General features: G+C 42.4%; 24 protein-coding genes and 1 other annotated feature. Of the genes, 19 read left to right on the top strand and 5 right to left on the bottom strand.

The genetic code is table 11. The features are described 5' to 3' along the window. Positions 1-25 precede the first annotated feature (25 nt). From BSI_RS09085 to BSI_RS09115, 7 genes are all read left to right on the top strand, one after another. The gene (locus BSI_RS09085; protein WP_003239307.1) at positions 26-811 is read left to right on the top strand and encodes a DUF2268 domain-containing putative Zn-dependent protease; all 786 of its coding nucleotides are present in this window, start codon (positions 26-28) and stop codon (positions 809-811) included. A gap of 188 nt (positions 812-999) precedes the next feature. Beyond that, entirely contained in the window at positions 1000-1986 is a 987-nt protein-coding gene (gene appD / locus BSI_RS09090) for an oligopeptide ABC transporter ATP-binding protein AppD (protein ID WP_003239306.1), read from the top strand. Beyond that, positions 1983-2972 carry an oligopeptide ABC transporter ATP-binding protein AppF gene (gene appF, locus BSI_RS09095; protein ID WP_003239305.1) on the top strand — a complete coding sequence of 330 codons (990 nt, stop codon included), beginning with the start codon at positions 1983-1985 and terminating at the stop codon, positions 2970-2972. Before appD ends, appF begins: the two co-directional genes overlap by 4 nt. A gap of 88 nt (positions 2973-3060) precedes the next feature. Next, a complete protein-coding gene (locus tag BSI_RS09100) occupies positions 3061-4689 on the top strand; it encodes a peptide-binding protein (RefSeq protein WP_003239304.1) in 1629 nt (542 codons plus the stop codon). A 73-nt stretch (positions 4690-4762) separates the two neighbouring features. Next, positions 4763-5713: an ABC transporter permease gene (locus BSI_RS09105; protein WP_003239302.1), complete on the top strand. Its 951-nt coding sequence runs from the start codon at positions 4763-4765 to the stop codon at positions 5711-5713. A gap of 15 nt (positions 5714-5728) precedes the next feature. Further along, positions 5729-6643, top strand: coding sequence for an oligopeptide ABC transporter permease (gene opp4C / locus BSI_RS09110; RefSeq protein ID WP_003239300.1), 915 nt, complete (start codon positions 5729-5731; stop codon positions 6641-6643). Between the two features lie 205 nt (positions 6644-6848). After that, positions 6849-7601 carry a YjbA family protein gene (locus BSI_RS09115; RefSeq protein ID WP_003239298.1) on the top strand — a complete coding sequence of 251 codons (753 nt, stop codon included), beginning with the start codon at positions 6849-6851 and terminating at the stop codon, positions 7599-7601. Between the two features lie 36 nt (positions 7602-7637). Here BSI_RS09115 and trpS read toward each other — a convergent pair whose 3' ends face one another. Then, a complete protein-coding gene (gene trpS / locus BSI_RS09120) occupies positions 7638-8630 on the bottom strand; it encodes a tryptophan--tRNA ligase (RefSeq protein ID WP_003239296.1) in 993 nt (330 codons plus the stop codon). Positions 8631-8687: 57 nt separating this feature from the next. Then, positions 8688-8900: a binding site (T-box leader), on the bottom strand. Positions 8901-9371: 471 nt separating this feature from the next. On the opposite strand from trpS, the gene oppA reads away from it, so the two are divergent. The 8 genes from oppA to spx all read left to right on the top strand — a co-directional run bounded on the left by oppA (position 9372) and on the right by spx (position 17626). Continuing rightward, positions 9372-11009 carry an oligopeptide ABC transporter substrate-binding protein OppA gene (gene oppA / locus BSI_RS09125; protein ID WP_003239291.1) on the top strand — a complete coding sequence of 546 codons (1638 nt, stop codon included), beginning with the start codon at positions 9372-9374 and terminating at the stop codon, positions 11007-11009. Positions 11010-11116: 107 nt separating this feature from the next. Then, positions 11117-12052 (top strand): oligopeptide ABC transporter permease OppB, encoded by a 936-nt coding sequence (oppB, locus tag BSI_RS09130; RefSeq protein ID WP_003239289.1) that lies wholly within the window; start codon positions 11117-11119, stop codon positions 12050-12052. Between the two features lie 3 nt (positions 12053-12055). Beyond that, positions 12056-12973 (top strand): oligopeptide ABC transporter permease OppC, encoded by a 918-nt coding sequence (gene oppC, locus BSI_RS09135; RefSeq protein ID WP_003232954.1) that lies wholly within the window; start codon positions 12056-12058, stop codon positions 12971-12973. 4 nt (positions 12974-12977) lie between these two features. Next, the gene (oppD, locus tag BSI_RS09140; protein WP_080030840.1) at positions 12978-14054 is read left to right on the top strand and encodes an oligopeptide ABC transporter ATP-binding protein OppD; all 1077 of its coding nucleotides are present in this window, start codon (positions 12978-12980) and stop codon (positions 14052-14054) included. A 1-nt stretch (position 14055) separates the two neighbouring features. Then, a complete protein-coding gene (gene oppF, locus BSI_RS09145) occupies positions 14056-14973 on the top strand; it encodes an oligopeptide ABC transporter ATP-binding protein OppF (protein ID WP_003239287.1) in 918 nt (305 codons plus the stop codon). A gap of 106 nt (positions 14974-15079) precedes the next feature. Next, on the top strand, positions 15080-16297 hold the full coding sequence (locus BSI_RS09150; protein ID WP_080030839.1) for an MFS transporter: 1218 nt from the start codon (positions 15080-15082) through the stop codon (positions 16295-16297). A 174-nt stretch (positions 16298-16471) separates the two neighbouring features. Beyond that, a complete protein-coding gene (locus BSI_RS09155) occupies positions 16472-17050 on the top strand; it encodes a GNAT family N-acetyltransferase (protein ID WP_003239283.1) in 579 nt (192 codons plus the stop codon). Between the two features lie 180 nt (positions 17051-17230). Continuing rightward, a complete protein-coding gene (spx, locus tag BSI_RS09160; protein ID WP_003239281.1) occupies positions 17231-17626 on the top strand; it encodes a transcriptional regulator Spx in 396 nt (131 codons plus the stop codon). A gap of 42 nt (positions 17627-17668) precedes the next feature. Here spx and BSI_RS09165 read toward each other — a convergent pair whose 3' ends face one another. Next, positions 17669-18325 (bottom strand): TerC family protein, encoded by a 657-nt coding sequence (locus BSI_RS09165; RefSeq protein ID WP_003239279.1) that lies wholly within the window; start codon positions 18323-18325, stop codon positions 17669-17671. Between the two features lie 184 nt (positions 18326-18509). Between BSI_RS09165 and BSI_RS22775 the strand changes: the two genes are divergently transcribed. The 4 genes from BSI_RS22775 to pepF all read left to right on the top strand — a co-directional run bounded on the left by BSI_RS22775 (position 18510) and on the right by pepF (position 22628). Further along, on the top strand, positions 18510-18635 hold the full coding sequence (locus BSI_RS22775; RefSeq protein ID WP_119913679.1) for a hypothetical protein: 126 nt from the start codon (positions 18510-18512) through the stop codon (positions 18633-18635). Next, a complete protein-coding gene (mecA, locus tag BSI_RS09170) occupies positions 18602-19258 on the top strand; it encodes an adaptor protein MecA (RefSeq protein WP_003239278.1) in 657 nt (218 codons plus the stop codon). Before BSI_RS22775 ends, mecA begins: the two co-directional genes overlap by 34 nt. Before the next feature lie 189 nt (positions 19259-19447). After that, positions 19448-20569, top strand: a complete 1122-nt coding sequence (gene coiA / locus BSI_RS09175; RefSeq protein ID WP_249033929.1) for a competence protein CoiA — start codon at positions 19448-19450, stop codon at positions 20567-20569. 229 nt (positions 20570-20798) lie between these two features. Then, entirely contained in the window at positions 20799-22628 is a 1830-nt protein-coding gene (pepF, locus tag BSI_RS09180; RefSeq protein WP_166638382.1) for an oligoendopeptidase F, read from the top strand. Positions 22629-22667: 39 nt separating this feature from the next. Here the strand turns inward: pepF and BSI_RS09185 are convergent, their stop codons facing one another. The 3 genes from BSI_RS09185 to BSI_RS09195 form a co-directional block, all read right to left on the bottom strand. Then, entirely contained in the window at positions 22668-22835 is a 168-nt protein-coding gene (locus BSI_RS09185; RefSeq protein ID WP_032732134.1) for a hypothetical protein, read from the bottom strand. Positions 22836-23148: 313 nt separating this feature from the next. Beyond that, entirely contained in the window at positions 23149-24048 is a 900-nt protein-coding gene (gene spxH, locus BSI_RS09190; RefSeq protein ID WP_003239271.1) for a protease adaptor protein SpxH, read from the bottom strand. Further along, positions 24045-24443: a globin domain-containing protein gene (locus BSI_RS09195; protein WP_003239269.1), complete on the bottom strand. Its 399-nt coding sequence runs from the start codon at positions 24441-24443 to the stop codon at positions 24045-24047. The genes spxH and BSI_RS09195 overlap by 4 nt, the downstream gene beginning before the upstream one ends. Between the last annotated feature and the right edge of the window lie 108 nt (positions 24444-24551).

Genomic DNA, 24551 nt, shown 5'->3' with positions numbered 1-24551 from the left:
AGGATAAAAAAGAGGAGGCGATCACATGAGTGTGGAACAAACATATAGCTGGCTCGGGAAGGCTGCTTCAATAGATGATTTGGCGCATTACATTGTACCGCTTTTTTCAGGTGTGGAGAAAAAGAACTGGAAAGGCATTCTGGGCCACCTTCAGCATCATGGGATGTTTAAAAACATAAAAGAAGGAATTCATACTGCTTCCAATCTGAAAGAAAAAGGTTTTTACGAGCATATTCAAAAGGAAGAACAGTACCTGAAAAACAAATGGCAAGGTCCTGATGTACCAATTGTCACGCTGCCGGTTGATGAACGAAACAGGAGAATTCGTTTAGAATTCGGATCAAAATCAGGACTCGCCTTTCAAGACAAAATGTTCCTCTTTCTCTCGTCAGATTTGGATTTTGCATCGGTATCTGCCCTGATGACACATGAATATCATCACGTTTGCCGGTTAGATCATCTGACAAAAGAGGAAAAGGATGTCACATTACTTGATACAATCATCATGGAAGGGCTTGCAGAATATGCTGTATATGAGAGGTTCGGCCGAAGTCAAATGGCTGAATGGACGTCTTGGTATACCCCTGAGCAGCTGCAAGCTTTATACGAAAAAAAGATTGCCCCCCATCAGGATATCAAACGGGACAATCGACTATTCTCCCAGCTGTTGTTCGGCAAAGGATATCAGCCGAAAATGCTTGGATACGCAGTCGGATTCAATATTGTAAAAAAATATTTAACAGCCAACAAGGCAAACACGGCAGACGGGCTGTCCATTCCTGCTGAAACCTTTCTGGATGCAACGCTTTAAAAGAATAAAATAATGGAATTCCATTAATAATATTACATTTATCCTAAAAAATTCTTGATTTTGCAAAATGATTGTAATAATATACAACTATAAAATTTTTCGATAATTCAATATTATTTATTATTTCTGAATAAAGGGATTGCTTTCTCTTGAAAACGTTCGAAACAAGAGGGGGAAGGGGAGCTAGCATGAGCACACTTTTAGAAGTGAATAATTTAAAGACTTATTTTTTCAGAAAAAAGGAGCCGATCCCTGCGGTTGACGGAGTCGATTTTCACATCAGCAAAGGCGAAACCGTCGCGCTTGTAGGTGAATCGGGCTCCGGAAAAAGCATTACTTCTTTATCAATTATGGGCCTCGTCCAAAGCTCAGGCGGAAAAATCATGGACGGCTCTATTAAACTCGAAGACAAAGACCTCACCTCATTCACTGAAAACGACTATTGCAAAATCCGCGGAAACGAAGTATCCATGATCTTTCAGGAACCAATGACCTCCCTTAATCCGGTGCTAACAATCGGAGAACAAATTACCGAAGTGCTGATTTACCATAAAAACATGAAGAAAAAAGAAGCCCGTCAGAGAGCTGTTGAACTCTTACAGATGGTCGGTTTCTCCCGGGCCGAGCAAATTATGAAGGAGTACCCGCACCGGCTGTCGGGCGGAATGAGACAGAGGGTGATGATTGCCATCGCACTCAGCTGTAACCCTAAACTGCTCATTGCCGATGAACCGACGACAGCGCTTGATGTGACAATACAAGCCCAAGTTCTGGAGCTGATGAAAGATCTCTGTCAGAAGTTCAATACTTCAATTCTTCTTATCACACACGACTTAGGTGTTGTATCGGAAGCAGCCGACAGAGTGATTGTCATGTACTGCGGACAAGTCGTAGAAAACGCTACTGTTGACGATTTATTTTTAGAGCCGCTTCATCCTTATACAGAAGGCCTGCTTACATCGATTCCTGTCATAGATGGAGAGATTGATAAATTAAATGCGATTAAAGGCAGCGTGCCGACACCAGATAATCTGCCGCCGGGGTGCCGTTTTGCTCCAAGGTGTCCGAAAGCCATGGATAAATGCTGGACACATCAGCCTTCGCTTTTAACGCACAAAAGCGGAAGAACAGTGAGATGCTTTTTATATGAGGAAGAGGGTGCCGAACAATCATGACAGCAGCTAATCAAGAAACAATCTTAGAGCTTCGTGACGTAAAAAAATACTTCCCGATCCGCTCAGGCCTTTTTCAAAGAAAAGTCGGCGATGTAAAAGCGGTGGACGGTGTTTCATTTTCGTTAAAAAAAGGAGAAACACTCGGAATCGTTGGAGAGTCCGGCTGCGGAAAATCGACTGCCGGCAGGACGATGATCAGGCTGTATAAACCAACTGAAGGCCAAATCCTTTTTAAAGGGCAGGATATTTCCAACCTGTCAGAGGAGAAGCTGCGGAAAAGTGTCCGCAAAAATATTCAAATGGTTTTCCAAGATCCATTTGCCTCTTTGAATCCAAGAAAAACGCTGCGTTCTATCATAAAGGAGCCGTTTAATACGCACCACATGTATACGATGCGTGAACGAAACGAGAAAGTCGAAGAACTGCTTACGAGAGTAGGTCTTCACCCATCGTTTGCCAGCCGTTATCCCCATGAATTTTCCGGCGGACAGCGTCAGCGGATCGGCATCGCCAGAGCGCTCACTTTGAATCCAGAGCTGATCATTGCAGACGAACCGGTTTCCGCACTTGATGTATCCATTCAGGCTCAAGTGATTAACTTAATGGAAGAATTGCAGGAAGAATTTAATCTGACGTATCTATTTATCTCTCATGATCTAAGTGTCGTCCGCCATATCAGCGACAGAGTCGGAGTCATGTATCTTGGCAAAATGATGGAACTGACCGGCAAGCATGAGCTTTACGACAATCCGCTTCATCCATACACCCAAGCACTTCTATCGTCCGTCCCGGTTACAAGAAGAAAAGGATCTGTCAAACGGGAACGCATCGTCCTGAAGGGAGAACTGCCAAGTCCGGCCAATCCGCCAAAAGGCTGCGTTTTCCACACAAGATGTCCTGCCGCAAAGCCGATATGCAAGGAACAAATACCAGAATTCAAAGAAGCTGCTCCCAGCCATTTTGTGGCTTGTCACCTTTATAGCTAATTATTGCCCGCACAGCTTTGAGAGGGGGTATGCGCACTACATAAACAACAGCTGAGAAGAACGAACATTTCAAGAGGGGGAATATCGAATGAAAAGACGGAAAACCGCACTGATGATGCTAAGTGTATTGATGGTTCTGGCCATCTTCTTATCGGCCTGCTCGGGATCAAAATCGAGCAGCAGCAGCGAGAAAAAATCAGCAGGCAAACCGCAGCAAGGCGGGGATTTGGTTGTTGGTTCAACTGGGGAGCCAACTTTGTTTAATCCACTCTATTCTACAGATGTCGCCAGTTCAGATATTGAAGGGATGATCTATAGTACATTATTAGAAACAGATGAAAAACTAAATGTGAAGCCTGCGCTAGCCGAGAAAGTGACAGAATCCAAGGATGGTCTGACTTATAATGTCAAGATTAGAAAAGGTGTAAAATTCCATGATGGGAAGGAACTTACAGCGGATGATGTTGTTTTCACATACAGCATCCCCATAAACAAGGATTATAATGGTGAACGCGGCTCTGGTTTTGAGTCACTTAAGTCAGTGACGAAAAAAGGTGATTATGAAGTTGAATTTAAATTAAAGAAAAAGGATGCGTATTTTTACAATGTTGTTTTAGATAGTTACGGTATTCTGCCTAAACACATTTTAGGGAAAGTACCAGTTTCAGATCTAGGCGAAAATGAATTTAATAGAAAGAATCCGATTGGTTCGGGTCCATTCAAGTTTGCTGAATGGAAAAAAGGAGATTATGTAAAACTTGAAGCTAATGAAGATTATTACGGCGGAAGACCATATTTAGATACAGTTACAGTAAAAACAATCCCGGATTCAAATGCAGCTGTTGCCCAGTTAAAGGCTGGAGATATTGATTTCTTTGTTGTTCCGGGTACTGATTTCGAAACAGTCAAGACATTTGATAATGTGCAAGTTAAATCGGATCTTGGTTTGAATTACAGCTATATTGGCTGGAATGAAAAAAATGAATTATTTAAAGACAAAAAAGTCCGCCAAGCTCTTACGCATGCACTTGATCGAAAAGCAATGGTGGATCAAGTGTTAAACGGTGATGGTGAAGTCGCAAACGTTCCTGAAAGTCCGCTATCTTGGAATTACCCGAAAAGTGATGTACCTACATTTGATTACAATCCTAAAAAAGCTAAGAAGCTTTTGAAAGAAGCGGGATGGAAAGATACAGACGGAGACGGTTACCTTGATAAGGATGGAAAGAAGTTTTCGTTTACCATTAAGACAAATCAAGGCAATAAAATTCGGGAAGATTTAGCGGTTGTTGTTCAGCAGCAACTAAAAGAAGTGGGAATTGAAGCAAAACCGCAAATTGTAGAATTTAGTGCACTTATTGAACAAACAAGTGCACCGAAATGGGACTATGATGCTTTGCTGCTTGGCTGGAGCTTGGCTACATTTCCGGATCAATTTTCAATTTTCCACTCCAGTCAATCAAAGAACGGATTAAATAACATATGGTATAAGAACCCTAAAGTCGATAAACTTTTGGAAGAAGCTAAATCTATTACAGACAGAAAAGAATATCAGAAAAAATACGAAGAAATCTATAAATTGATTGCAGAGGATCAGCCTTATTCATTCTTATTTTATTACAATTATCATAGGGCAATCCCAGCAAACATGCACGGCTATGTGTTCCATCCAAAGAATGACTTATATCATATTGAAAAATGGTGGCTTGAACAATAATTTTGAATCCCTAGAGAGGTGAGGATCCAGCATCCTTTCCTCTTTATCCTATTTTAGAAAAGGGGACAAGAAGATGGTTACATATATTGTTCGTCGAACATTAATGTCTTTGCCAATCCTTTTGGGCATTACAATATTATCATTTGCGATTATGAAAGCGGCGCCAGGTGACCCGATGTCATTAATGATGGACCCGACAATCAGCCAAGCTGACAGAGCGAAATTTATTGAAAAGTATGGACTCAATGACCCAGAGCCTGTTCAATACTTAAAATGGCTTGGAAATATGCTCCAGGGTGACTTCGGGACATCTATTGTTAAAAAGGGGACACCAGTTTCCGATCTAATCCTTTCACGTTTACCGAATACCTTGGTGCTTATGGTTTTTTCAACTCTTGTTGCTCTTCTGATTTCAATTCCTTTCGGAGTGCTTTCCGCGAAACGCCCTTATTCTAAACTTGACTATGGGATAACTGTTACATCATTTTTAGGGCTGGCTATCCCGAATTTCTGGTTCGGATTAATTCTTATTATGGTTCTTTCCGTAAATCTCGGTTGGTTTCCTACGGGGGGTGTCAGCACTTTAAACACTGACTTTAGCATTTTTGACAGGATCCATCATTTAATTTTGCCAGCGTTTGTTTTAGCAACTGCTGATATGGCTGGTATTACTCGTTATACACGATCAAGTATGCTAGATGTATTAAAGCAGGATTATATAAGAACAGCTCGAGCAAAAGGGTTTAAAGAAAATAAAGTTATTTTCAAACATGGCTTGAGAAATGGTCTTCTGCCTGTTATTACAATTTTCGGATTGATGATTCCTTCATTTATTGGAGGTGCTGTCGTGGTTGAACAGATTTTTACTTGGCCTGGATTAGGGAAATTATTTATTGATTCGGCATTCTCTAGAGATTATCCGGTTATTATGGCCATGACTGTTATTTCTGCTGTTTTGGTTGTACTGGGAAACTTGATTGCGGATATTTTGTATGCATTAGTTGATCCGCGAATTGAATATTAAAAGGGGGAGGCACATATGGCAAATCCAAACACTGCGGCTCCCTCTAATGAGGTAAAGCTAAAAGAAAATATTAGAAAAAAACCAGAAACAATGACTAGGATCTTTTTTGAGAAGTTTTTCAAAAATAAGCTTGCTGTTATAGGTGGTATCATTTTAACAGTTATCATTTTAATGGCGGTCTTTGCCCCTTTTATTGCGCCTTACTCGCCTGAGAGTCAATCTCTTTTAAATAAATTGAAGCCGCCAAGCCCTAAAAATCTAATGGGGACAGATAAGTTTGGACGCGATATATTTACAAGGGTGTTATATGGGGCTCGTGTGTCTTTATTGGTCGGCTTTGTCTCAGTAGTTGGTGCGATTACTATAGGCACCGTTGTTGGCGCCTTAGCAGGGTACTTTAAAGGAATAGTAGATGCTGTATTGATGAGGGCTGTCGATGTAGTCTTATCTATTCCGGATATTTTTCTGCTTATTACCTTAGTGACAATTTTTCAACCGGGAATGGATAAGTTAATTTTAATTTTTTCTCTGACGGGTTGGACTACAACAGCGAGGCTTGTCAGAGGTGAGTTTCTATCTCTTAGGTCAAGAGAATTTGTATTGGCTGCTAAAACAATAGGCACCAAAAATTACAAAATTATTTTTTCGCATATCTTACCGAATTGTATTGGGCCAATAATTGTCTCCGCTACTTTAAAAGTGGGCAGTGTCATTTTAGCTGAATCAACTTTAAGCTACTTGGGCTTCGGAATCCAGCCGCCAATCGCAAGCTGGGGAAATATGCTTCAGGATGCTCAAAACTTTACATTAATGATTCAAGCATGGTGGTACCCATTATTTCCCGGGCTATTTATTTTAATTACCGTTTTGTGCTTCAACTTTGTCGGTGATGGCCTTCGGGATGCACTGGACCCGAAAAATATTAAATAAAAATGAAAACAATATTGGTTACAAAATATAACGAAAACAGAAGAAAAGCAGATCTCTTTTTGTCAGAAAATATACAAAGAGATCTGCTTTTTATGATTCTTACATAAACCCAGAGATTCCAGATTTCCTCAATCTCTTTGGAATAATTTCTCTGTCCCTTGCCTATACTGTGGACAACAGTTTTTATAAAAGTGAGGGGTTAGAGATGTTATTTCTTCATGATGTGTGGGTCAATTGGTTTGAAGGGGAAGAAAATGGCTACAATGTATGCCACTTTCACGAATGGCGCAAGGAAGATACGGTTGAGCTTTTGGATCAGGTGCCGCTGTTAAGGGTGCCGTCGGTACTGTTTCATTACATAGAAAACGATCTGTCTGAGCTTCCGAAAGGTTTGCTTGAAGACGTACATCAGAAATCGTACATTCGGAAAAACCACGAGCGGACAAAGCTGGAGTATTGTTTTGTCGTAACAGACGGAATTGGCATTTTGGCTGTCGACACGATCGGCTACACGATCCCTGTCAGAAAAAGCCGTCTGATCCCAAGACAGGAGCAGCTCGTTTATGAAATGGTAAAAGATGTGGAGCCTGAAACATATGAATTTGAGCCAAAGAAGCTGGAATCCTCCAAAGAATATCACATTTTATCATTAGCGCCAGAGCACGTCAGAGGACTAACAAGAAAAGAGCGGCAAATCAAGCAGCTGATGTTTATGGCGCTTGACCAATTAAAAGGGCTGAAAAACCGCGCTGAAATCGGCTACTGGTACACAGAGTGGAACCCGCATATGTATGAACAAATCAAACGGATGAGCTTTGAAGAGATTTGGGACATGCTGTATAACGAAACAATTGAAGGCTGGTCGGACAAGCATCTGGCTTTTTGCGAAAATCTGATAAAAGGACAGCCTTTTTTCGAAAAGCTATGGGAAATGGAAAACGAATCGAAGGTAAACTGAAAAAAACCGCTCTTTGCATAGAGCGGTTTTTTTTGATCAGCGTCTTTTTCGGCCAAGACCCATGGCGTTCTCCATTTTTTTCAGCATTTTGTTCGCTGTCCGGTTCGCCCGTTCCGCGCCTTCATCAAGAATCCGGTCTAATTCATCAGATTCAATCAGTTCATGATAGCGGTCCTGGATCGGTTTTAATGCGTTAACCACGACTTCTGCCAAATCACCTTTAAACTCGCCGTAGCCTTTCCCTTCGTACTTTGCTTCAAGCTCCTCAATTGTCGTATTGCCGAGGATTGAATAAATCGTAAGAAGGTTGGAAACGCCCGGTTTGTTTTCTTTATCAAATTTTACAATGCCTTCAGAATCTGTTACAGCACTTTTGATTTTCTTTTCAAGGAGCTTCGGTTCATCCAGCAATGTAATATAAGCTTTCTGGTTCGGATCGGATTTGCTCATTTTCTTCAGCGGATCATTCAGAGACATGATGCGTGCGCCGACTTTTGGGATTTTCACTTCCGGAATGGTAAAGATGTCGTTATATTTTTTGTTGAAGCGTTCCGCGAGATTCCGCGTCAGCTCAAGGTGCTGCTTTTGATCCTCGCCGACAGGCACAAGATCCGTTCCGTACAGCAGAATATCAGCGGCCATCAGCGGCGGATACGTTAACAGGCCGGAAACAACGGCTTCATTGCCTTTGGATTTATCCTTAAATTGGGTCATCCGTTCAAGCTCGCCGATATATGCGACACACTGCATCATCCATCCGGCCTGCGCATGCGCGGGAACCTCTGACTGAATAAACAATGTTGCTTTTTCTGGATCAAGTCCGACAGCTAAGTAAAGCGCCGCCAGATTGCGGATATTCTTTCTTAGCTGAAGCCGGTCTTGAGGCACGGTAATCGCATGCTGATCCACGATGCAAAAATAGCTGTTATAATCATGCTGCAGTTCGACAAACTGCTTCATTGCACCGATATAGTTGCCGAGCGTAACGGAGCCGCTTGGCTGAATGCCTGAAAAAATCGTTTGTTTCATAAAAAATCAACCTCATTTCTTAAAACGTAATAAAAAAGGCTCATTCTTCCCCTGTAAAAAAGGGACGAATGAACCGTGGTACCACCCTGATTATTCCATTAAAATGGAATCACTCTGACGTTTGTAACGGAGTCTGCTCCGGCTGAGCCTACTTTTCGGGTTCGGTCAGCTGCTCCAAAGTCCATTCCACATTGCCCGTTATCTGCTCCCAGCACCGCAGACTCTCTTCAAACGGGTGAAATGTGTACTACTCTTTTTCATAGCACGCTTTTCTTTTGATTGCTTCATTATAAATCAATTATAACCAATTGTCATCATGAAAAAACATTCTTTTTTCCAGTAACATTGTAATGATATAAATACCAGGGGAGCTGTAAAACCCCTAAATGATAACTGCTATCAGCGTGAAAATAACAAGATATTATATGTAAAAAGCAATATGAGCAAAAAACCCATAAAATAGTTTTTAATCAATTTATGCTTTAAATGGTAGAAGGATATTATGTTCGTGGAAGAAAAACTAACGAAGTTTAAATATTTTAAATTGATAAAATAATATTGCAATAAATTATTTGTTTCATTATAATGAACTTGTTCACTCTATTGTTACAGCTTTTTTACAAAAATAATCAGAAAAGACGGAACAGAATAAAAGTTATGGAAACTCAGGTTCATTTGTCTGATATTTCTGAGGATTTAGCCGTAAGGAGCTGAAAAAATTATTATTAGGGGGTTTGCGAATTGAAAAAACGTTGGTCGATTGTCACGTTGATGCTCATTTTCACACTCGTGCTGAGCGCTTGCGGCTTTGGCGGCAGCGGGTCAAACGGTGAAGGGAAAAAGGACAGCAAAGGAAAGACGACACTTAACATTAATATTAAAACTGAGCCGTTCTCATTACATCCGGGATTGGCAAATGATTCAGTATCAGGCGGTGTCATCCGTCAGACTTTTGAAGGATTGACACGTATCAATGCAGATGGTGAGCCTGAAGAAGGCGCTGCTTCTAAAATTGAAACGAGCAAAGATGGAAAGACATATACATTTACAATTCGTGATGGTGCAAAATGGTCAAACGGCGACCCTGTAACAGCACAAGACTTTGAATATGCTTGGAAATGGGCGCTTGATCCTAATAACGAATCACAATACGCTTACCAGCTCTACTACATAAAAGGTGCTGAAGCGGCGAATACCGGCAAAGGCAGCCTTGATGATGTGGCAGTAAAAGCTGTAAATGACAAAACGCTGAAGGTTGAATTAAATAACCCGACTCCATATTTCACTGAATTAACTGCGTTCTACACGTATATGCCGATCAACAAGAAAATTGCAGAGAAAAATAAAAAGTGGAACACAAATGCCGGAGATGATTACGTATCAAACGGACCGTTCAAAATGACGGCATGGAAACACAGCGGATCTATCAAACTTGAAAAAAATGACCAGTATTGGGATAAAGACAAAGTCAAACTGAAGAACATTAATATGGTTATGATCAACAATAACAATACTGAACTGAAAAAATTCCAAGCTGGCGAACTTGATTGGGCCGGTATGCCGCTCGGACAGCTTCCGACAGAATCTCTGCCTACCTTGAAAAAAGACGGTTCTTTACATGTTGAGCCGATTGCAGGTGTCTATTGGTACAAATTCAACACTGAGGCTAAGCCGTTAGACAACGTAAATATCCGTAAAGCTTTAACATATTCGCTTGACCGTCAATCGATTGTTAAAAACGTTACACAGGGAGAGCAAATCCCGGCAATGGCTGCGGTGCCGCCGACAATGAAGGGATTTGAAGATAACAAAGAAGGCTACTTCAAAGACAACGATATCAAAACGGCAAAAGAATACCTTGAAAAAGGCCTGAAAGAAATGGGCTTGAGTAAGGCATCTGACCTGCCGAAAATCAAATTGTCTTATAACACTGATGAAGCACATGCGAAAATCGCTCAAGCTGTACAAGAAATGTGGAAGAAAAATTTAGGCGTGAATGTTGAGCTTGATAACTCAGAATGGAATGTATATATTGATAAACTCCACAGCCAAGACTATCAAATCGGCCGTATGGGCTGGCTCGGCGACTTCAATGATCCTATTAACTTCCTTGAATTGTTCCGTGACAAGGACGGAGGAAATAACGATACTGGCTGGGAAAATCCAGAATTCAAAAAGCTTCTGAACCAGTCACAAACTGAAACAGATAAAACAAAACGTGCAGCGCTGCTGAAAAAAGCAGAAGGTATTTTCATTGATGAAATGCCAGTTGCCCCAATCTATTTCTATACAGATACTTGGGTACAGGATGAAAACTTAAATGGTGTTATCATGCCAGGTACTGGTGAGGTTTATTTCAGAAACGCATATTTTAAATAAGGCTTCGTCTGAAAATAAAAGACCTCAAGGTATATGGGGAGAAAAACCCCATATACCTTTCTTACTGATGGAGTATAAAAATGTAAAAACCATGGAGGTGTTCCCCCTTGCTAAAATATATCGGAAGACGCTTAGTCTATATGATTATCACACTATTTGTGATTGTAACTGTGACATTCTTCTTAATGCAAGCAGCACCGGGCGGGCCATTTTCAGGTGAGAAAAAGCTTCCGCCTGAAATTGAAGCAAACTTAAATGCGCATTATGGCTTGGACAAGCCGCTGTTTGTACAATATGTCAGTTATTTGAAATCAGTTGCAATGTGGGATTTCGGACCGTCATTTAAATATAAAGGTCAGAGTGTTAACGACTTGATCAGTTCAGGTTTCCCCGTTTCATTCACTCTTGGAGCAGAAGCTATTCTCCTCGCTTTAGCGTTAGGTGTATTGTTTGGGGTCATTGCAGCCCTTTACCATAATAAGTGGCAGGATTATACCGTCGCGATTTTAACGATATTTGGTATTTCAGTTCCGAGCTTTATCATGGCGGCTGTTCTGCAATATGTGTTTTCCATGAAGCTTGGGCTGTTTCCGGTCGCGGGGTGGGAGTCCTGGGCATACACCTTTTTGCCTTCAATCGCACTTGCTTCCATGCCGATGGCGTTCATTGCCAGACTTTCCCGTTCAAGCATGATCGAAGTGTTGAACAGTGATTATATTCGCACAGCGAAAGCAAAGGGGCTGTCCCGTCCAGCAGTTACAGTGCGGCATGCCATTCGAAACGCGCTTTTGCCAGTTGTTACATACATGGGCCCGATGGCCGCGCAGGTCTTAACGGGAAGCTTCATTATTGAAACCATTTTTGGTATCCCGGGGCTTGGTGCACATTTCGTAAACAGTATTACAAACCGTGATTATACAGTCATTATGGGTGTAACGGTGTTCTTTAGTGTCATCCTGCTATTGTGTGTATTAATTGTAGACGTGTTATACGGCATTATTGATCCAAGAATCAAGCTTTCCAAAGCAAAGAAAGGAGCCTAGGCCATGCAGAACATTCCAAAAAACATGTTTGAACCAGCCGCAGCGAATGCCGGCGATGCAGAAAAAATAAGTAAAAAGAGCCTTTCCCTCTGGAAAGATGCGATGCTTCGCTTCCGCAGCAATAAGCTTGCAATGGTCGGGCTTATCATTATCGTGCTTATTATCCTTATGGCGATTTTTGCGCCGATGTTCTCAAGGTATGATTATTCAACTACTAATCTCTTAAATGCGGATAAGCCGCCTTCAAAAGATCATTGGTTCGGCACAGATGATCTTGGACGGGACATTTTCGTCCGTACATGGGTAGGAGCTCGAATCTCAATCTTTATCGGTGTTGCAGCCGCTGTTCTTGATTTGCTGATCGGCGTCATTTGGGGAAGCATTTCAGGATTCCGCGGAGGCAGAACCGATGAAATTATGATGCGTATCGCTGATATCCTTTGGGCAGTTCCTTCATTATTAATGGTTATCTTACTGATGGTTGTTCTTCCGAAAGGGCTATTTACAATTATTATTGCCATGACGATTACGGGCTGGATTAATATGGCCAGAATTGTACGCGGACAAGTGTTGCAGCTGAAGAATCAGGAGTATGTGCTTGCTTCACAGACACTTGGTGCAAAAACATCCCGTCTTCTGTTTAAACATATCGTGCCAAACGCAATGGGTTCTATTTTGGTCACGATGACATTGACAGTTCCTACTGCGATTTTCACAGAAGCCTTTTTAAGCTATTTGGGACTTGGTGTTCCGGCTCCGCTGGCAAGCTGGGGAACGATGGCTTCTGACGGATTGCCTGCATTGACCTATTATCCGTGGCGTTTATTCTTCCCTGCCGGATTTATCTGCATTACAATGTTTGGTTTTAACGTTGTCGGCGACGGATTAAGAGACGCATTGGATCCTAAGTTACGTAAATAAGGGAGTGATACGGGTGACACGCCTATTAGAAGTAAAAGATTTAGCGATATCATTTAAAACATATGGCGGAGAGGTTCAGGCGATCCGCGGAGTGAATTTCCATCTGAATAAAGGGGAGACGCTGGCCATCGTCGGAGAATCAGGTTCCGGAAAAAGTGTGACCTCTCAAGCGATCATGAAGCTGATTCCAATGCCTCCGGGTTATTTTAAGCGCGGTGAGATCTTGTTTGACGGCAAGGATCTGGTGCCGCTGTCCGAAAAAGAGATGCAAAATGTCCGGGGGAAAGAGATCGGGATGATATTCCAGGATCCGATGACCTCTTTAAACCCGACGATGAAAGTCGGCAAACAAATTACGGAAGTGCTTTTTAAACATGAGAAGGTTTCAAAGGAAGCGGCGAAAAAACGCGCCGTTGAGCTGCTGGATTTAGTCGGAATCCCGATGCCGGAAAAACGGGTCAATCAATTTCCGCATGAGTTTTCGGGCGGGATGAGACAGCGAGTTGTCATTGCCATGGCGCTTGCGGCGAATCCGAAGCTACTGATCGCCGATGAGCCGACGACTGCTCTTGATGTAACGATCCAAGCACAAATTCTGGAATTGATGAAGGATTTACAAAAGAAAATTGACACGTCAATCATCTTTATCACACACGATCTTGGTGTTGTGGCTAACGTTGCTGACCGGGTCGCTGTCATGTACGCGGGACAAATTGTAGAAACCGGTACGGTAGACGAGATCTTCTACGATCCGAGACATCCGTATACTTGGGGGCTGCTGGCATCTATGCCGACACTGGAAAGCTCAGGAGAGGAACAGCTGACTGCAATCCCGGGCACGCCTCCTGATTTGACAAACCCGCCAAAAGGAGATGCTTTTGCACTGCGGAGCTCTTACGCGATGAAAATCGATTTTGAACAGGAGCCGCCAATGTTTAAGGTGTCTGATACTCATTATGTCAAATCGTGGCTGCTTCATCCTGACGCGCCAAAGGTAGAGCCGCCTGAAGCGGTAAAAGCGAAAATGCGGAAACTGGCAAACACGTATGAAAAACCTGTCTTAGTGAGAGAAGGTGAATAAATTGACTGAGAAACTATTAGAAATCAAACATTTAAAACAGCACTTTGTCACGCCGAGAGGAACGGTTAAGGCTGTAGACGATTTATCATTTGATATCTATAAAGGTGAAACATTAGGGCTGGTTGGTGAATCTGGCTGCGGTAAATCAACAACAGGCCGAAGCATTATTCGGCTTTACGAAGCGACCGATGGAGAGGTGCTGTTCAACGGAGAAAATGTGCACGGGAAAAAATCGCGGAAAAAGCTGCTGGAATTCAACCGCAAAATGCAGATGATTTTCCAAGACCCATACGCATCACTGAATCCGAGAATGACAGTTGCAGATATTATTGCTGAGGGTCTCGATATTCATAAGCTGGCGAAAACGAAAAAAGAGCGGATGCAGCGGGTCCACGAGCTCTTGGAAACAGTCGGTTTAAACAAGGAACACGCGAACCGCTATCCGCATGAATTTTCCGGCGGCCAGCGTCAAAGAATCGGGATTGCCAGAGCTCTTGCTGTTGATCCGGAATTCATTATTGCGGATGAACCGATTTCGGCTTTGGATGTATCCATTCAGGCGCAGGTCGTGAATTTAATGAAAGAACTGCAAAAAGAAAAAGGGCTCACTTACCTGTTTATTGCCCACGATTTATCGATGGTCAAATACATCAGCGACCGCATCGGAGTCATGTATTTCGGGAAACTGGTTGAGCTTGCGCCGGCAGATGAGCTTTATGAAAACCCGCTTCACCCATATACAAAGTCATTGCTTTCAGCGATTCCGCTTCCTGATCCGGACTATGAGAGAAATCGTGTCCGCCAGAAATACGATCCGTCCGTCCATCAATTAAAGGATGGGGAAACGATGGAATTCCGTGAAGTCAAACCGGGACATTTTGTGATGTGTACGGAAGCAGAATTTAAAGCTTTTTCATGATTCATCAATCCTTCAAGATAAATGTCTTGAAGGATTTTTTTGCGCCTACATAGAAAGTGAGAATGATAACATTTACAAGTAGAGGAAAAAGCGGAGGCGAAATACGATTCAATTTCTGCATAACAAAAATGTTTTTGCACTGCTGCTGTCTCAATCTCTTCAATCTTTAGCAGGAGTCCTTGTCACAATCGTTTTAATGGTCCGGGTCTATCAAATGACAGACTCTGTCTTTTTGGCTGGTCTTGTTTTATCGTTCATGTCGTTTGCGAGTATAGCGGCAAGCTTTTGCATCTCTCCGGTGCTTCGCAATCTTGGTTTTAAAAAGGTGCTTGTGTTCGCAAATCTGCTGAGGGCGGTCTTTACAATACTAATGGCATACAGCGTCAGTCATCACGGACAGGTTTTCTTTTGGATCACGCTGCTGTTTGTCTTCTGTTTTTCCTTTGCGGGCGCCTTTTTTCAGCCGGCAAGATTCGCGCTGCTGCCGATTATTGTTCCAAAAGAGCAATATGTGAAAGCGAACGGTGTGATCTCCCTCTCGAATCAATTGTTTTTAACAGCAGGCTGGGGCCTAGGCGGCCTTCTGACGTATGCCGTACCGTTTGAACTCGTTGTAGGTGCAGCCATTTGCCTGTTTGTTCTTTCGGGGGTTTCCATCAGTTTGCTCCATATAAATGAAGAAGAGACTGATGAAAAAGCTGAAACAGCATCTGCCAGGAGTATATGGAAGGATTTAATGATCATCCCGGTTGTAAGAGATATTACTGTAATGGACATGATAGAAGCTTTGGCGGGTTCAGTTTGGTCGTCTGCTATTCTTCTCGCATTCACTGCGGCTGTTTTGCATGAAACAGAGGTGTGGTGGGGAATGTTTAACGCTTCTTATTTTATAGGTGCAATTGTCGGCAGTATAATTGCCATTCGTTTTTCTGTTTTTTTTGAGCAGAACATGGGCTATGCGATTATGTTCAGCTCGCTTGTGATGTCGGTGCTGACCCTTTTGTTTTCATTTTCTCCAATTCCGTTTTTATGCGCTCTGGCTTGTGCTGCAATGGGGCCTTTTTATCAGGTGCGTGATATTTGCCAGGAAACCGTGCTGCAGGAGGCCATTCCGGAACAGAAGCGTATCGGGATCATGGCTGCCAAAAATGCGATTTTGACTCCTTGGTCTGGCATCACCTACTCCATCATGGGGCTCGTGGCTGATGCGGCTGGTGCGAAAATGGCTTTTATCACGGCTGGAGTATTGTATGGCATGACGTTTCTTATTGCACTGGCACAGCCCCGCTTGCTTCATTACAAGCGGGAAAGCCGAGCTCAATGAGAGCTTTTTGCATACGCTTCAAAATGAACGAAGCATCCGGCTCCGGTTTTTGCTGAAAAAAAATGAAACCATGGCGGAAGTTCGTACGTCTTTATAGATGTAAAACTGTTTAAACAAGAAGAAATGGGGTATATCTAAAAGTATGAAGACAATGAACTCATAAGGAGCAAATCAATGAACTGGTACGAAAAGCTTAGCGAGTACTTTCCAATTGAAGAAATGAAATCAAAAGCGCATATGGAAGCTCTTCTGAAAGAGCGGAGCGATATTTATCATAAAGACGAAGGCAAGCATCATATACTAATGTTTGCGGAATTCGATTCTTTTATCTTTGTTGATTATCTGTATGTGTCTAAGGATGCAAGAGGGCAGGGGCTTGGCGGCAAATTGATCGCAAAGCTCAAAAAGAAAAATAAGCCGATCTTGCTCGAGGTGGAGCCTGTGGATGAAGATGATGCTGATACAGAAAAACGCCTGAGGTTTTATCAAAGAGAGCATTTCAAGCATGCTCAGTCAATTGGGTACCGGCGCCGGTCATTGGCTACGAATGAAGTAAACAAGATGGAGATTCTGTACTGGTCACCGAAAACAGAATCAGAAGAAGAAATTCTTGAAGCCATGAAACAGACATATGAAAACATTCATACTTATAAAGATGAGAAATGGTACGGGGAATCGTACGAAAAAACAGATGAGGTCTTGAAACTCATTGATGAAGAAAAACAAAAAAATATTTTCGATCAGTTAAGCTAATTGAGAATCAGAACATATCATTAAAATTAAAAATTTGCTGGATTGACACATTTTTTTCTTAGGATACTGTTCACACTTACTTTTTTATAGTATAATACCTATAAAGATTCCTTTTTTAGAGTAATTTCAATTTAAGAATAAAATAGATGTTCATCCTACTAATTAGAGGAGTGAAGATGAATGGTTACATTATACACATCACCAAGCTGTACTTCATGCAGAAAAGCGAGAGCGTGGCTCGAGGAGCACGATATTCCATTTGAAGAAAGAAACATTTTCTCTGAACCTTTATCTATTGATGAAATAAAACAAATTCTTCGAATGACTGAGGACGGAACAGATGAAATCATCTCAACCCGTTCAAAAGTATTCCAAAAACTGAATGTGAACGTTGAATCTATGCCGCTGCAAGATTTGTACCGCTTGATCAACGAGCACCCAGGTTTGCTTCGCCGTCCGATCATCATCGACGAAAAACGTTTGCAAGTTGGATACAACGAAGACGAAATCAGACGTTTCCTGCCAAGAAAAGTCCGCTCTTTCCAATTAAGAGAAGCACAGCGTTTGGCAAACTAATAGATCGTAACATCAAAAGAAGGCTGAGTCATCAGCCTTCTTTTATTTTTCAACCTGCTGATAATAAATACTCGCAAGGATGACAAACGCGACCGTTAAAATGGGGAGGAGCGTTTCGACTGCGCCGTGCTGCGCCATAAAAAAAGACAGCTTTTTGTCCCTGACAATCATTTCTCCGCCGGTATAAGCAAGCAGCCCGCTTCCCGCGTAAATCAGGAGGGGGATTTTCTCAAGTGCAATGTGGATGAGTTTGCTGCCCCAAATAATAACCGGCACCGATACACACAAACCTATGATAACAAGAGAAAACTCACCGTGTGACGCTCCCGCAACCGCTATAACGTTATCCAGCGACATAAAGAGATCTGCAAGCACAATCGTTCGTATCGCTCTCCACAGGGAGGTGCTGCTTTTGATGTGCTGCGTGTCTTTTTTTTCAATCAGCAGCTGATAGCCCAAATACAGCAGGAAAATTCCGCCGGCGCATTGCAAGAAAGGAATGTTCAAAAGATATACGGCTGCGCTTGTTAATCCGATTCTCATGGCAACGGCAATAAATGTTCCGATAATAATGGCTTGCTGTCTTTGATTGTCCGGCAAATTTCTGCTGGCCATGGCAATGACGACCGCATTATCTCCGCCAAGGATCAGATCGATTCCAACAATGACAAGCAGAGAAATCAGATAGTCATGCTCCATGAATCGGCACCTCGCTTTCGTTCCATCGCTTGTACTACTACTATATGAGACAGGTCGTATTTTATGATATCAGCCGCAGATCTGCCGTTTTTTAGGCAAAGGTGCATTTTTATTTCTTTTGTGACTGTTTTATCATAAAATAGAAATACAAAGGAATTCACACTGGCCTTGCTTCAAGGTTAAGATGTGGACGGAATGGGTAAAGTGTAGTAAAGTACAATTAATCGGGAGCTTAGATGTCCCTTCAACATCTTATATAGAAGGGAAGGTTGGCAAATGGAAATTGAAAGAATTAACGAGCATACAGTAAAATTTTATATGTCTTACGGAGATATTGAAGATCGCGGTTTTGACAGAGAAGAAATTTGGTATAACCGTGAGCGCAGTGAAGAACTGTTCTGGGAAGTCATGGATGAAGTTCATGAGGAAGAGGAATTCGCTGTGGAAGGCCCTCTTTGGATCCAAGTTCAGGCTCTGGACAAAGGATTAGAAATCATCGTCACAAAAGCCCAGCTTTCCAAAGACGGACAAAAGCTCGAACTGCCGATTCCTGAGGATAAAAAGCAAGAACCAGCATCTGAGGATCTTGACGCCTTGCTGGATGATTTCCAGAAAGAAGAGCAAGCCGTCAATCAGGAAGAAAAGGAGCAAAAGCTTCAATTTGTCTTGCGGTTTGGCGATTTTGAGGATGTTATTTCTCTATCTAAATTGAACGTTAACGGAAGCAAAACGACTTTATATTCGTTTGAGAACCGATATTATTTATATGTAGATTTTTGCAATATGACTGATGAAGAGGTTGAAAATCAGCTAAGCATCCTGTTGGAGTACGCAAATGAATCCTCAATCAGCATACACCGTCTTGAAGAGTACGGCAAGCTGATTATTTCAGAGCATGCTCTAGAAACGATAAAAAAACACTTTGCATCATAGCAAAGCCGATTTCTTTCCGGAAATCGGTTTTTTTTATGCGCTGAAATGCCATTTTTGAGAACTGAAATCAAAATCATACTTCCAGGCGAAAAATATAGCCAACAGGAGTTGATCATCTTTTCCAGAAAGTATACCTCATCTGGAAAGGAGAGATGACAAGTGTTTAGTGCTGTGACTGAAGACGGCCAAATGGTTCACCTTCTAGGCGCTCAGCGAAGCCAGAAATTAAAGCAGAGACGATTCTTCTGTCCGGCGTGCGGGGGAGAGCTTGATGTGAAGCTCGGACTTCAAAAAGCGCCGCATTTCGCCCATAAACAGAACAAGTCCTGCTCGATATACATAGAACCGGAAAGCGCCTATCACTTAGAAGGAAAAAGACAGCTGTATGTATGGCTGAAAACGCAACAGGCTTCTCCACTATTAGAACCGTATATCAAGAAAATCAATCAAAGACCCGACATCATGGCAAAGTTCAAGAGACACATGCTTGCTGTTGAGTATCAATGTGCCAATCTTGCTCCCGATGTCTTTCAAAAGCGGACAGAGGGCTTCAAACAAGAAGGAATCATCCCGCAGTGGATTGTGGGAAACAGCCGCTTAAAACGAACTGCTCCATCCTTTTATCAGCTTTCTGCTTTCCATTGGCAGTTTATCAATGCGAGCCCGTACAGGGAACTGATCTGTTATTGCCCGGAAACGCGTTCTTTCCGCCGGCTCAGCCATATCATCCCGTTTTACACAAACCATTCTTATTCCTCCGTTCAAACGATCCCTATCCATCGGGCAGGTGTAAAAGATCTTTTTTTCACTGAACCGATGCCCTCATTTCAATACTCCGGCTGGACAAAAGCGATTCATCGTTTTCGCCATAAACCCCACCGGTTCATCTCCAAGGAAACAAATCGCCTCAGGCTGCTGTTTTATGAAAAGCGGCAGACGCCCCTTTCTTTTCTTCCGACTGAAGTGTTTGTTCCTGTTATAAAAGGGGCTGTTTTTCATAGTCCGGTTTTTGTGTGGCAGGGGTTTCTATATCTGTTTATTACGGATCTTGGATATAAAGGCGCGCCAATTCGCTTTTCCGCCGTTTTACAGCAGTGCAAACTGCACATTTATAAAAAGAACATTTCGCTCAGATACGAATGCAGCGAAGATTGTCTTTCAGAAGCGGTGAAACAGTACATTGATTTTTTGTGCAAGAAGGGATTTTTAAGGGAGACTCAGAAAGAAATATATATGCTGAATCAGCCTAAAGAGGGTATACGCTCAATACAGGATCTCATGGAAAGAGACCGCAGCTGTTTTATAGAATGAGTTTGTCTCATTTGGCTCACCCTAAGACAAAGGTGGTGGGCTGGCTGTGAGAGGCACAAAAGGAAAGGTTTTTCGTGTTTTTACTGCCTTTTTGGCATTCGTTCTCTTCATTACTGCATATGATTTGACAAAAGGCAGTGAAAAACCGGAAGATATTCACAACACAAGTTTATTGAGAAACAGCGGTTTTTTCAATTGGCTTGAATCAAAGAAAACGAGGGGGATCACCATGGCTGAGGAAAAAAAAGCAAATCAACTGCCTGACAGAAGTGAGGTAAAGGCAGAAGACACATGGAGACTTGAGGATATTTTTCCTAATGATGAGGCCTGGAATAAAGAATTTCAAGCTGTAAAAGAATTAATTCCTAATTTATCTAAGTATAAAGGAAAGTTGGCAGATTCAGCCGATTATTTGTACGAGGCTCTTACGTATCAAGATAAAGTGATGGAGCGGCTGGGCAGGCTTTACACATATGCGCATATGCGCTCTGACCAAGATACCGGGAACTCCTTTTATCAGGGGCTGAATGACAAGGCGGGAAACCTGTATACACAGGCCGCAAGCGCGACAGCTTATTTGGTTCCTGAAATTTTATCCATAGAAGAAGACAAACTGCAGCAGTTTATTCTTGAAAAAGAAGAACTGAAACTGTACTCCCATGCGATTGAGGAGATTACAAAAGAACGCCCGCACGTGCTGAGTGAGAAGGAAGAGGCACTGCTTGCTGAAGCTTCTGAAGTGCTGGGTTCATCTTCCAATACGTTCAGCGTGTTAAATAATGCCGAAATTACATTCCCTTCCATAAAAGATGAAGAGGGAAATGAAAAACAGATCACTCACGGGAACTTTATTAATTTCTTAGAAAGTGAAAACCGTGAAGTCCGCAAAAATGCCTTTGATGCAGTATATAAAACATACGGTCAATATAAAAACACAATGGCCACTACTCTAAGCGGCACAGTGAAAAAGGACAACTTCTATGCGAGAGTGAAAAAATACAAGTCAGCGCGTGAAGCTGCGCTTTCTAACAACAGTATTCCTGAGGAAGTATACGACAACCTCGTCAAAACGATTAATAAGCATTTGCCGCTCCTGCACCGCTACATCGCGCTGAGAAAGAAAGTGCTTGAACTTGATGAAGTGCATATCTATGATCTGTATACACCGCTTGTAAAGGATGCGGGGATGAAGGTCACGTACGATGAAGCCAAAGATTACATGCTGAAAGGTCTTGCACCTTTAGGGGAAGAGTACGCCTCCATCTTAAAAGAAGGGCTGGAAAACCGATGGGTCGACGTTTACGAAAATAAAGGCAAACGCAATGGCGCTTATTCATCAGGATCTTACGGCACGAATCCGTATATTTTGATGAACTGGCATGATAACGTCAATAATCTCTTTACGCTCGTGCATGAGTTTGGACATTCCGTACACAGCTACTATACGAGAAAGCACCAGCCATATCCATACGGAAATTACAGCATCTTTGTCGCGGAAGTTGCGTCAACGACTAACGAAGCGCTCCTTGGCGAATACCTGCTGAACAATTTAGAGGATGAAAAACAGCGTTTATATATTCTCAACCATATGCTTGAAGGCTTCAGAGGAACAGTTTTCAGACAAACGATGTTTGCTGAATTTGAACATCTGATCCATACAAAGGCGCAAGAAGGGGAGCCGCTTACACCTGAGCTTCTGACAAATGTCTATTACGATCTGAATAAAAAGTATTTCGGAGACGGCATGGTCATTGATAAGGAAATCGGCCTTGAATGGTCGCGGATTCCTCACTTCTATTACAATTACTATGTGTATCAGTATGCGACAGGGTACAGTGCTGCCCAAGCATTAAGCAGCCAGATTTTGAAAGAAGGAAAGCCGGCGGTTGACCGTTATATTGACTTCCTGAAAGCGGGAAGCTCACAATACCCGATTGATGTCTTGAAAAAAGCGGGCGTTGATATGACGTCTCCAGAGCCGATCGAAGCTGCGTGCAAAATGTTTGAAGAAAAACTGGATGAAATGGAAGAGCTGCTGATAAAAGTCAAGCAGTCTTAAAAAAAGAAAGCCTGTGCAGAAATGATGCACAGGCTTTTTTTAAAACCCTTTAAAGGTTTTCCGGTGGTTCAGGCGGTAGAGGGTAAACAAAATAGACAGAAACAGCAGAGGAGAGGTAATATAAAGCGGCAGCATATGCATCATGCCTAATACATTCAAAAAGAAAAAAACGGCAATGCACACAATTGAAATCACAGTATACATCATGGCGGTCCCCCTCGTCCTTTTTCCTTATTAGGATATGAATGAATGTACTTCGTTATGTTTTGTGACAAAAATATGAACATTAAGCATATAGGTTGTCAAAAGTCGACACCTTTTGTTATCATAAGGATGTGAAATTGATCACAAACAAACATTACCCCTTTGTTTGACCGTGAAAAATTTCTCCCATCCCCTTTGTTGTCGTTAAGACATATGAAACCGCGCTTATCCCGGCGCGGTTTCTTTAGTGTTACGAACAGAACATATGTTTGATATCGGCGCAAAAAAACAGCCTCAAGCATATACACGCCTGCGGCTATTTTTCACATGATTGATATTCATCAGAATAAGTGCTGAGAGACTTCCAAAACATTCCATGTTTGGCTTCCACTTTGGCAACCTTTTTAGCAAACGCCAATTTTTTCATTTCTTTTTCTACCTCTTCTAGGCTCAGGTCGTATACAAGAGCAATTTCCTTCGAGGCAACGAAGCGGAAATATTCAATAAAACATTCCAGAGGCGGTGTTTCCGACGGCTTCGGCTCGTCGCCCAGCATCTCAAATAAGATTTCTTCATATACATCATATGAATAGCTGCCGGGTACTTTAAGTCCTTCGTCCTCATGCTGTGTATTGAAAAACGTCAGCGTCGGATTGACGGAAACATCCATTTCAGCGGCAATTTTCATGTCGCATTGAAGCGCCTTGACTGCGCTTTGAGAATGCAGATCTTTTTTGAATTCTTCAAGATCAAGACTCGTTTTTTCCGCAATTTCCAAAAGCACGTTTTCATCCGTAATATTTTTCTTTGAAACAAACAGGCTCTCCTGCATATTCCTGAGAAATTGCATGCCTGCTTTTCTTCCTTGCAGTTCGGCTGCTTTAAAAGCGAGAGCAGCCATATAAGGCGATGAAAGCGGCTGATCTTGCTCGAGCCAGACATTGCCGTCACACGACATGCCGGAGCGGCTCGCGATCTTTTCCCATGCCTCTGCAAGAAGATGCTTTTTCCGTTTCTTATTTAACGCGGTAAGGCTTGCGGAAGCTATGAGGCGTAAGGTGAAAAAGCGTCCGTATCTGATTTTCAGCTTTTTGATGACGGGCTCTAAGGACCAGCATTCAGGGCATAAAGGGTCTACAAACATGTAAATTTCAAGCGGTTTTTTTGGATGGCCGTGGCAATGGGCGAAGTATAGCTCATGCTGATAGTTTGTCAAGATGATCGATCCTCCGCTTCCGTTTGATTCACCATATGCCTTGCTGTCAATTCCAGCCGGCCAAACAAAAACTCACGAATATCGCCCTCCAGCCCTACATGGTCCATTGCGTCGTTCATACAGCTGAGCCACGCATCAGCTCTCTCGTTTGTAATTGGAAAGGGAAGATGCCTTGCTCTGAGCATGGGGTGGCCGTGTTCCTCCGTATAAAGCGGAGGACCGCCTAAATACTGAGTCAGAAATTGCTTCTGTTTCCTGGCGGTTTCTGTTAAATCGCTCGGAAAAATCGGCTTCAGCAAAGGATGAGACGCGACACGCTCATAAAAAGTATCAACAAGTTGCGATAGAAGTTCCTCTCCAATCGCTTCATAAGGTGCGTTAAACGATTGTCCCATGTTGACTACTCCTTTAAATATGGCTAATAGGAATCATAAATCCTATTGCAAAAAGTAATTTTCTGTATTTCATCATTTCATCTATGATTTATTTTAGCAACAAGGCAT

This window comes from Bacillus inaquosorum KCTC 13429 (assembly GCF_000332645.1).
Classification (GTDB): Bacteria; Bacillota; Bacilli; order Bacillales; family Bacillaceae; genus Bacillus; species Bacillus inaquosorum.
This window is presented reverse-complemented; position numbering and strand designations above follow the sequence as displayed.

Bases quoted from the DNA above. Each gene is read 5' to 3' on its own strand.
- BSI_RS09085 (WP_003239307.1), top strand. From the start codon at position 26: ATGAGTGTGGAACAAACATATAGCTGGCTCGGGAAGGCTGCTTCAATA.
- appD (WP_003239306.1), top strand. From the start codon at position 1,000: ATGAGCACACTTTTAGAAGTGAATAATTTAAAGACTTATTTTTTCAGA.
- appF (WP_003239305.1), top strand. From the start codon at position 1,983: ATGACAGCAGCTAATCAAGAAACAATCTTAGAGCTTCGTGACGTAAAA.
- BSI_RS09100 (WP_003239304.1), top strand. From the start codon at position 3,061: ATGAAAAGACGGAAAACCGCACTGATGATGCTAAGTGTATTGATGGTT.
- BSI_RS09105 (WP_003239302.1), top strand. From the start codon at position 4,763: ATGGTTACATATATTGTTCGTCGAACATTAATGTCTTTGCCAATCCTT.
- opp4C (WP_003239300.1), top strand. From the start codon at position 5,729: ATGGCAAATCCAAACACTGCGGCTCCCTCTAATGAGGTAAAGCTAAAA.
- BSI_RS09115 (WP_003239298.1), top strand. From the start codon at position 6,849: ATGTTATTTCTTCATGATGTGTGGGTCAATTGGTTTGAAGGGGAAGAA.
- trpS (WP_003239296.1), bottom strand. From the start codon at position 8,630: ATGAAACAAACGATTTTTTCAGGCATTCAGCCAAGCGGCTCCGTTACG.
- oppC (WP_003232954.1), top strand. From the start codon at position 12,056: ATGCAGAACATTCCAAAAAACATGTTTGAACCAGCCGCAGCGAATGCC.
- BSI_RS09155 (WP_003239283.1), top strand. From the start codon at position 16,472: ATGAACTGGTACGAAAAGCTTAGCGAGTACTTTCCAATTGAAGAAATG.
- spx (WP_003239281.1), top strand. From the start codon at position 17,231: ATGGTTACATTATACACATCACCAAGCTGTACTTCATGCAGAAAAGCG.
- BSI_RS09165 (WP_003239279.1), bottom strand. From the start codon at position 18,325: ATGGAGCATGACTATCTGATTTCTCTGCTTGTCATTGTTGGAATCGAT.
- BSI_RS22775 (WP_119913679.1), top strand. From the start codon at position 18,510: ATGTGGACGGAATGGGTAAAGTGTAGTAAAGTACAATTAATCGGGAGC.
- mecA (WP_003239278.1), top strand. From the start codon at position 18,602: ATGGAAATTGAAAGAATTAACGAGCATACAGTAAAATTTTATATGTCT.
- coiA (WP_249033929.1), top strand. From the start codon at position 19,448: ATGGTTCACCTTCTAGGCGCTCAGCGAAGCCAGAAATTAAAGCAGAGA.
- pepF (WP_166638382.1), top strand. From the start codon at position 20,799: ATGGCTGAGGAAAAAAAAGCAAATCAACTGCCTGACAGAAGTGAGGTA.
- BSI_RS09185 (WP_032732134.1), bottom strand. From the start codon at position 22,835: ATGATGTATACTGTGATTTCAATTGTGTGCATTGCCGTTTTTTTCTTT.
- BSI_RS09195 (WP_003239269.1), bottom strand. From the start codon at position 24,443: ATGGGACAATCGTTTAACGCACCTTATGAAGCGATTGGAGAGGAACTT.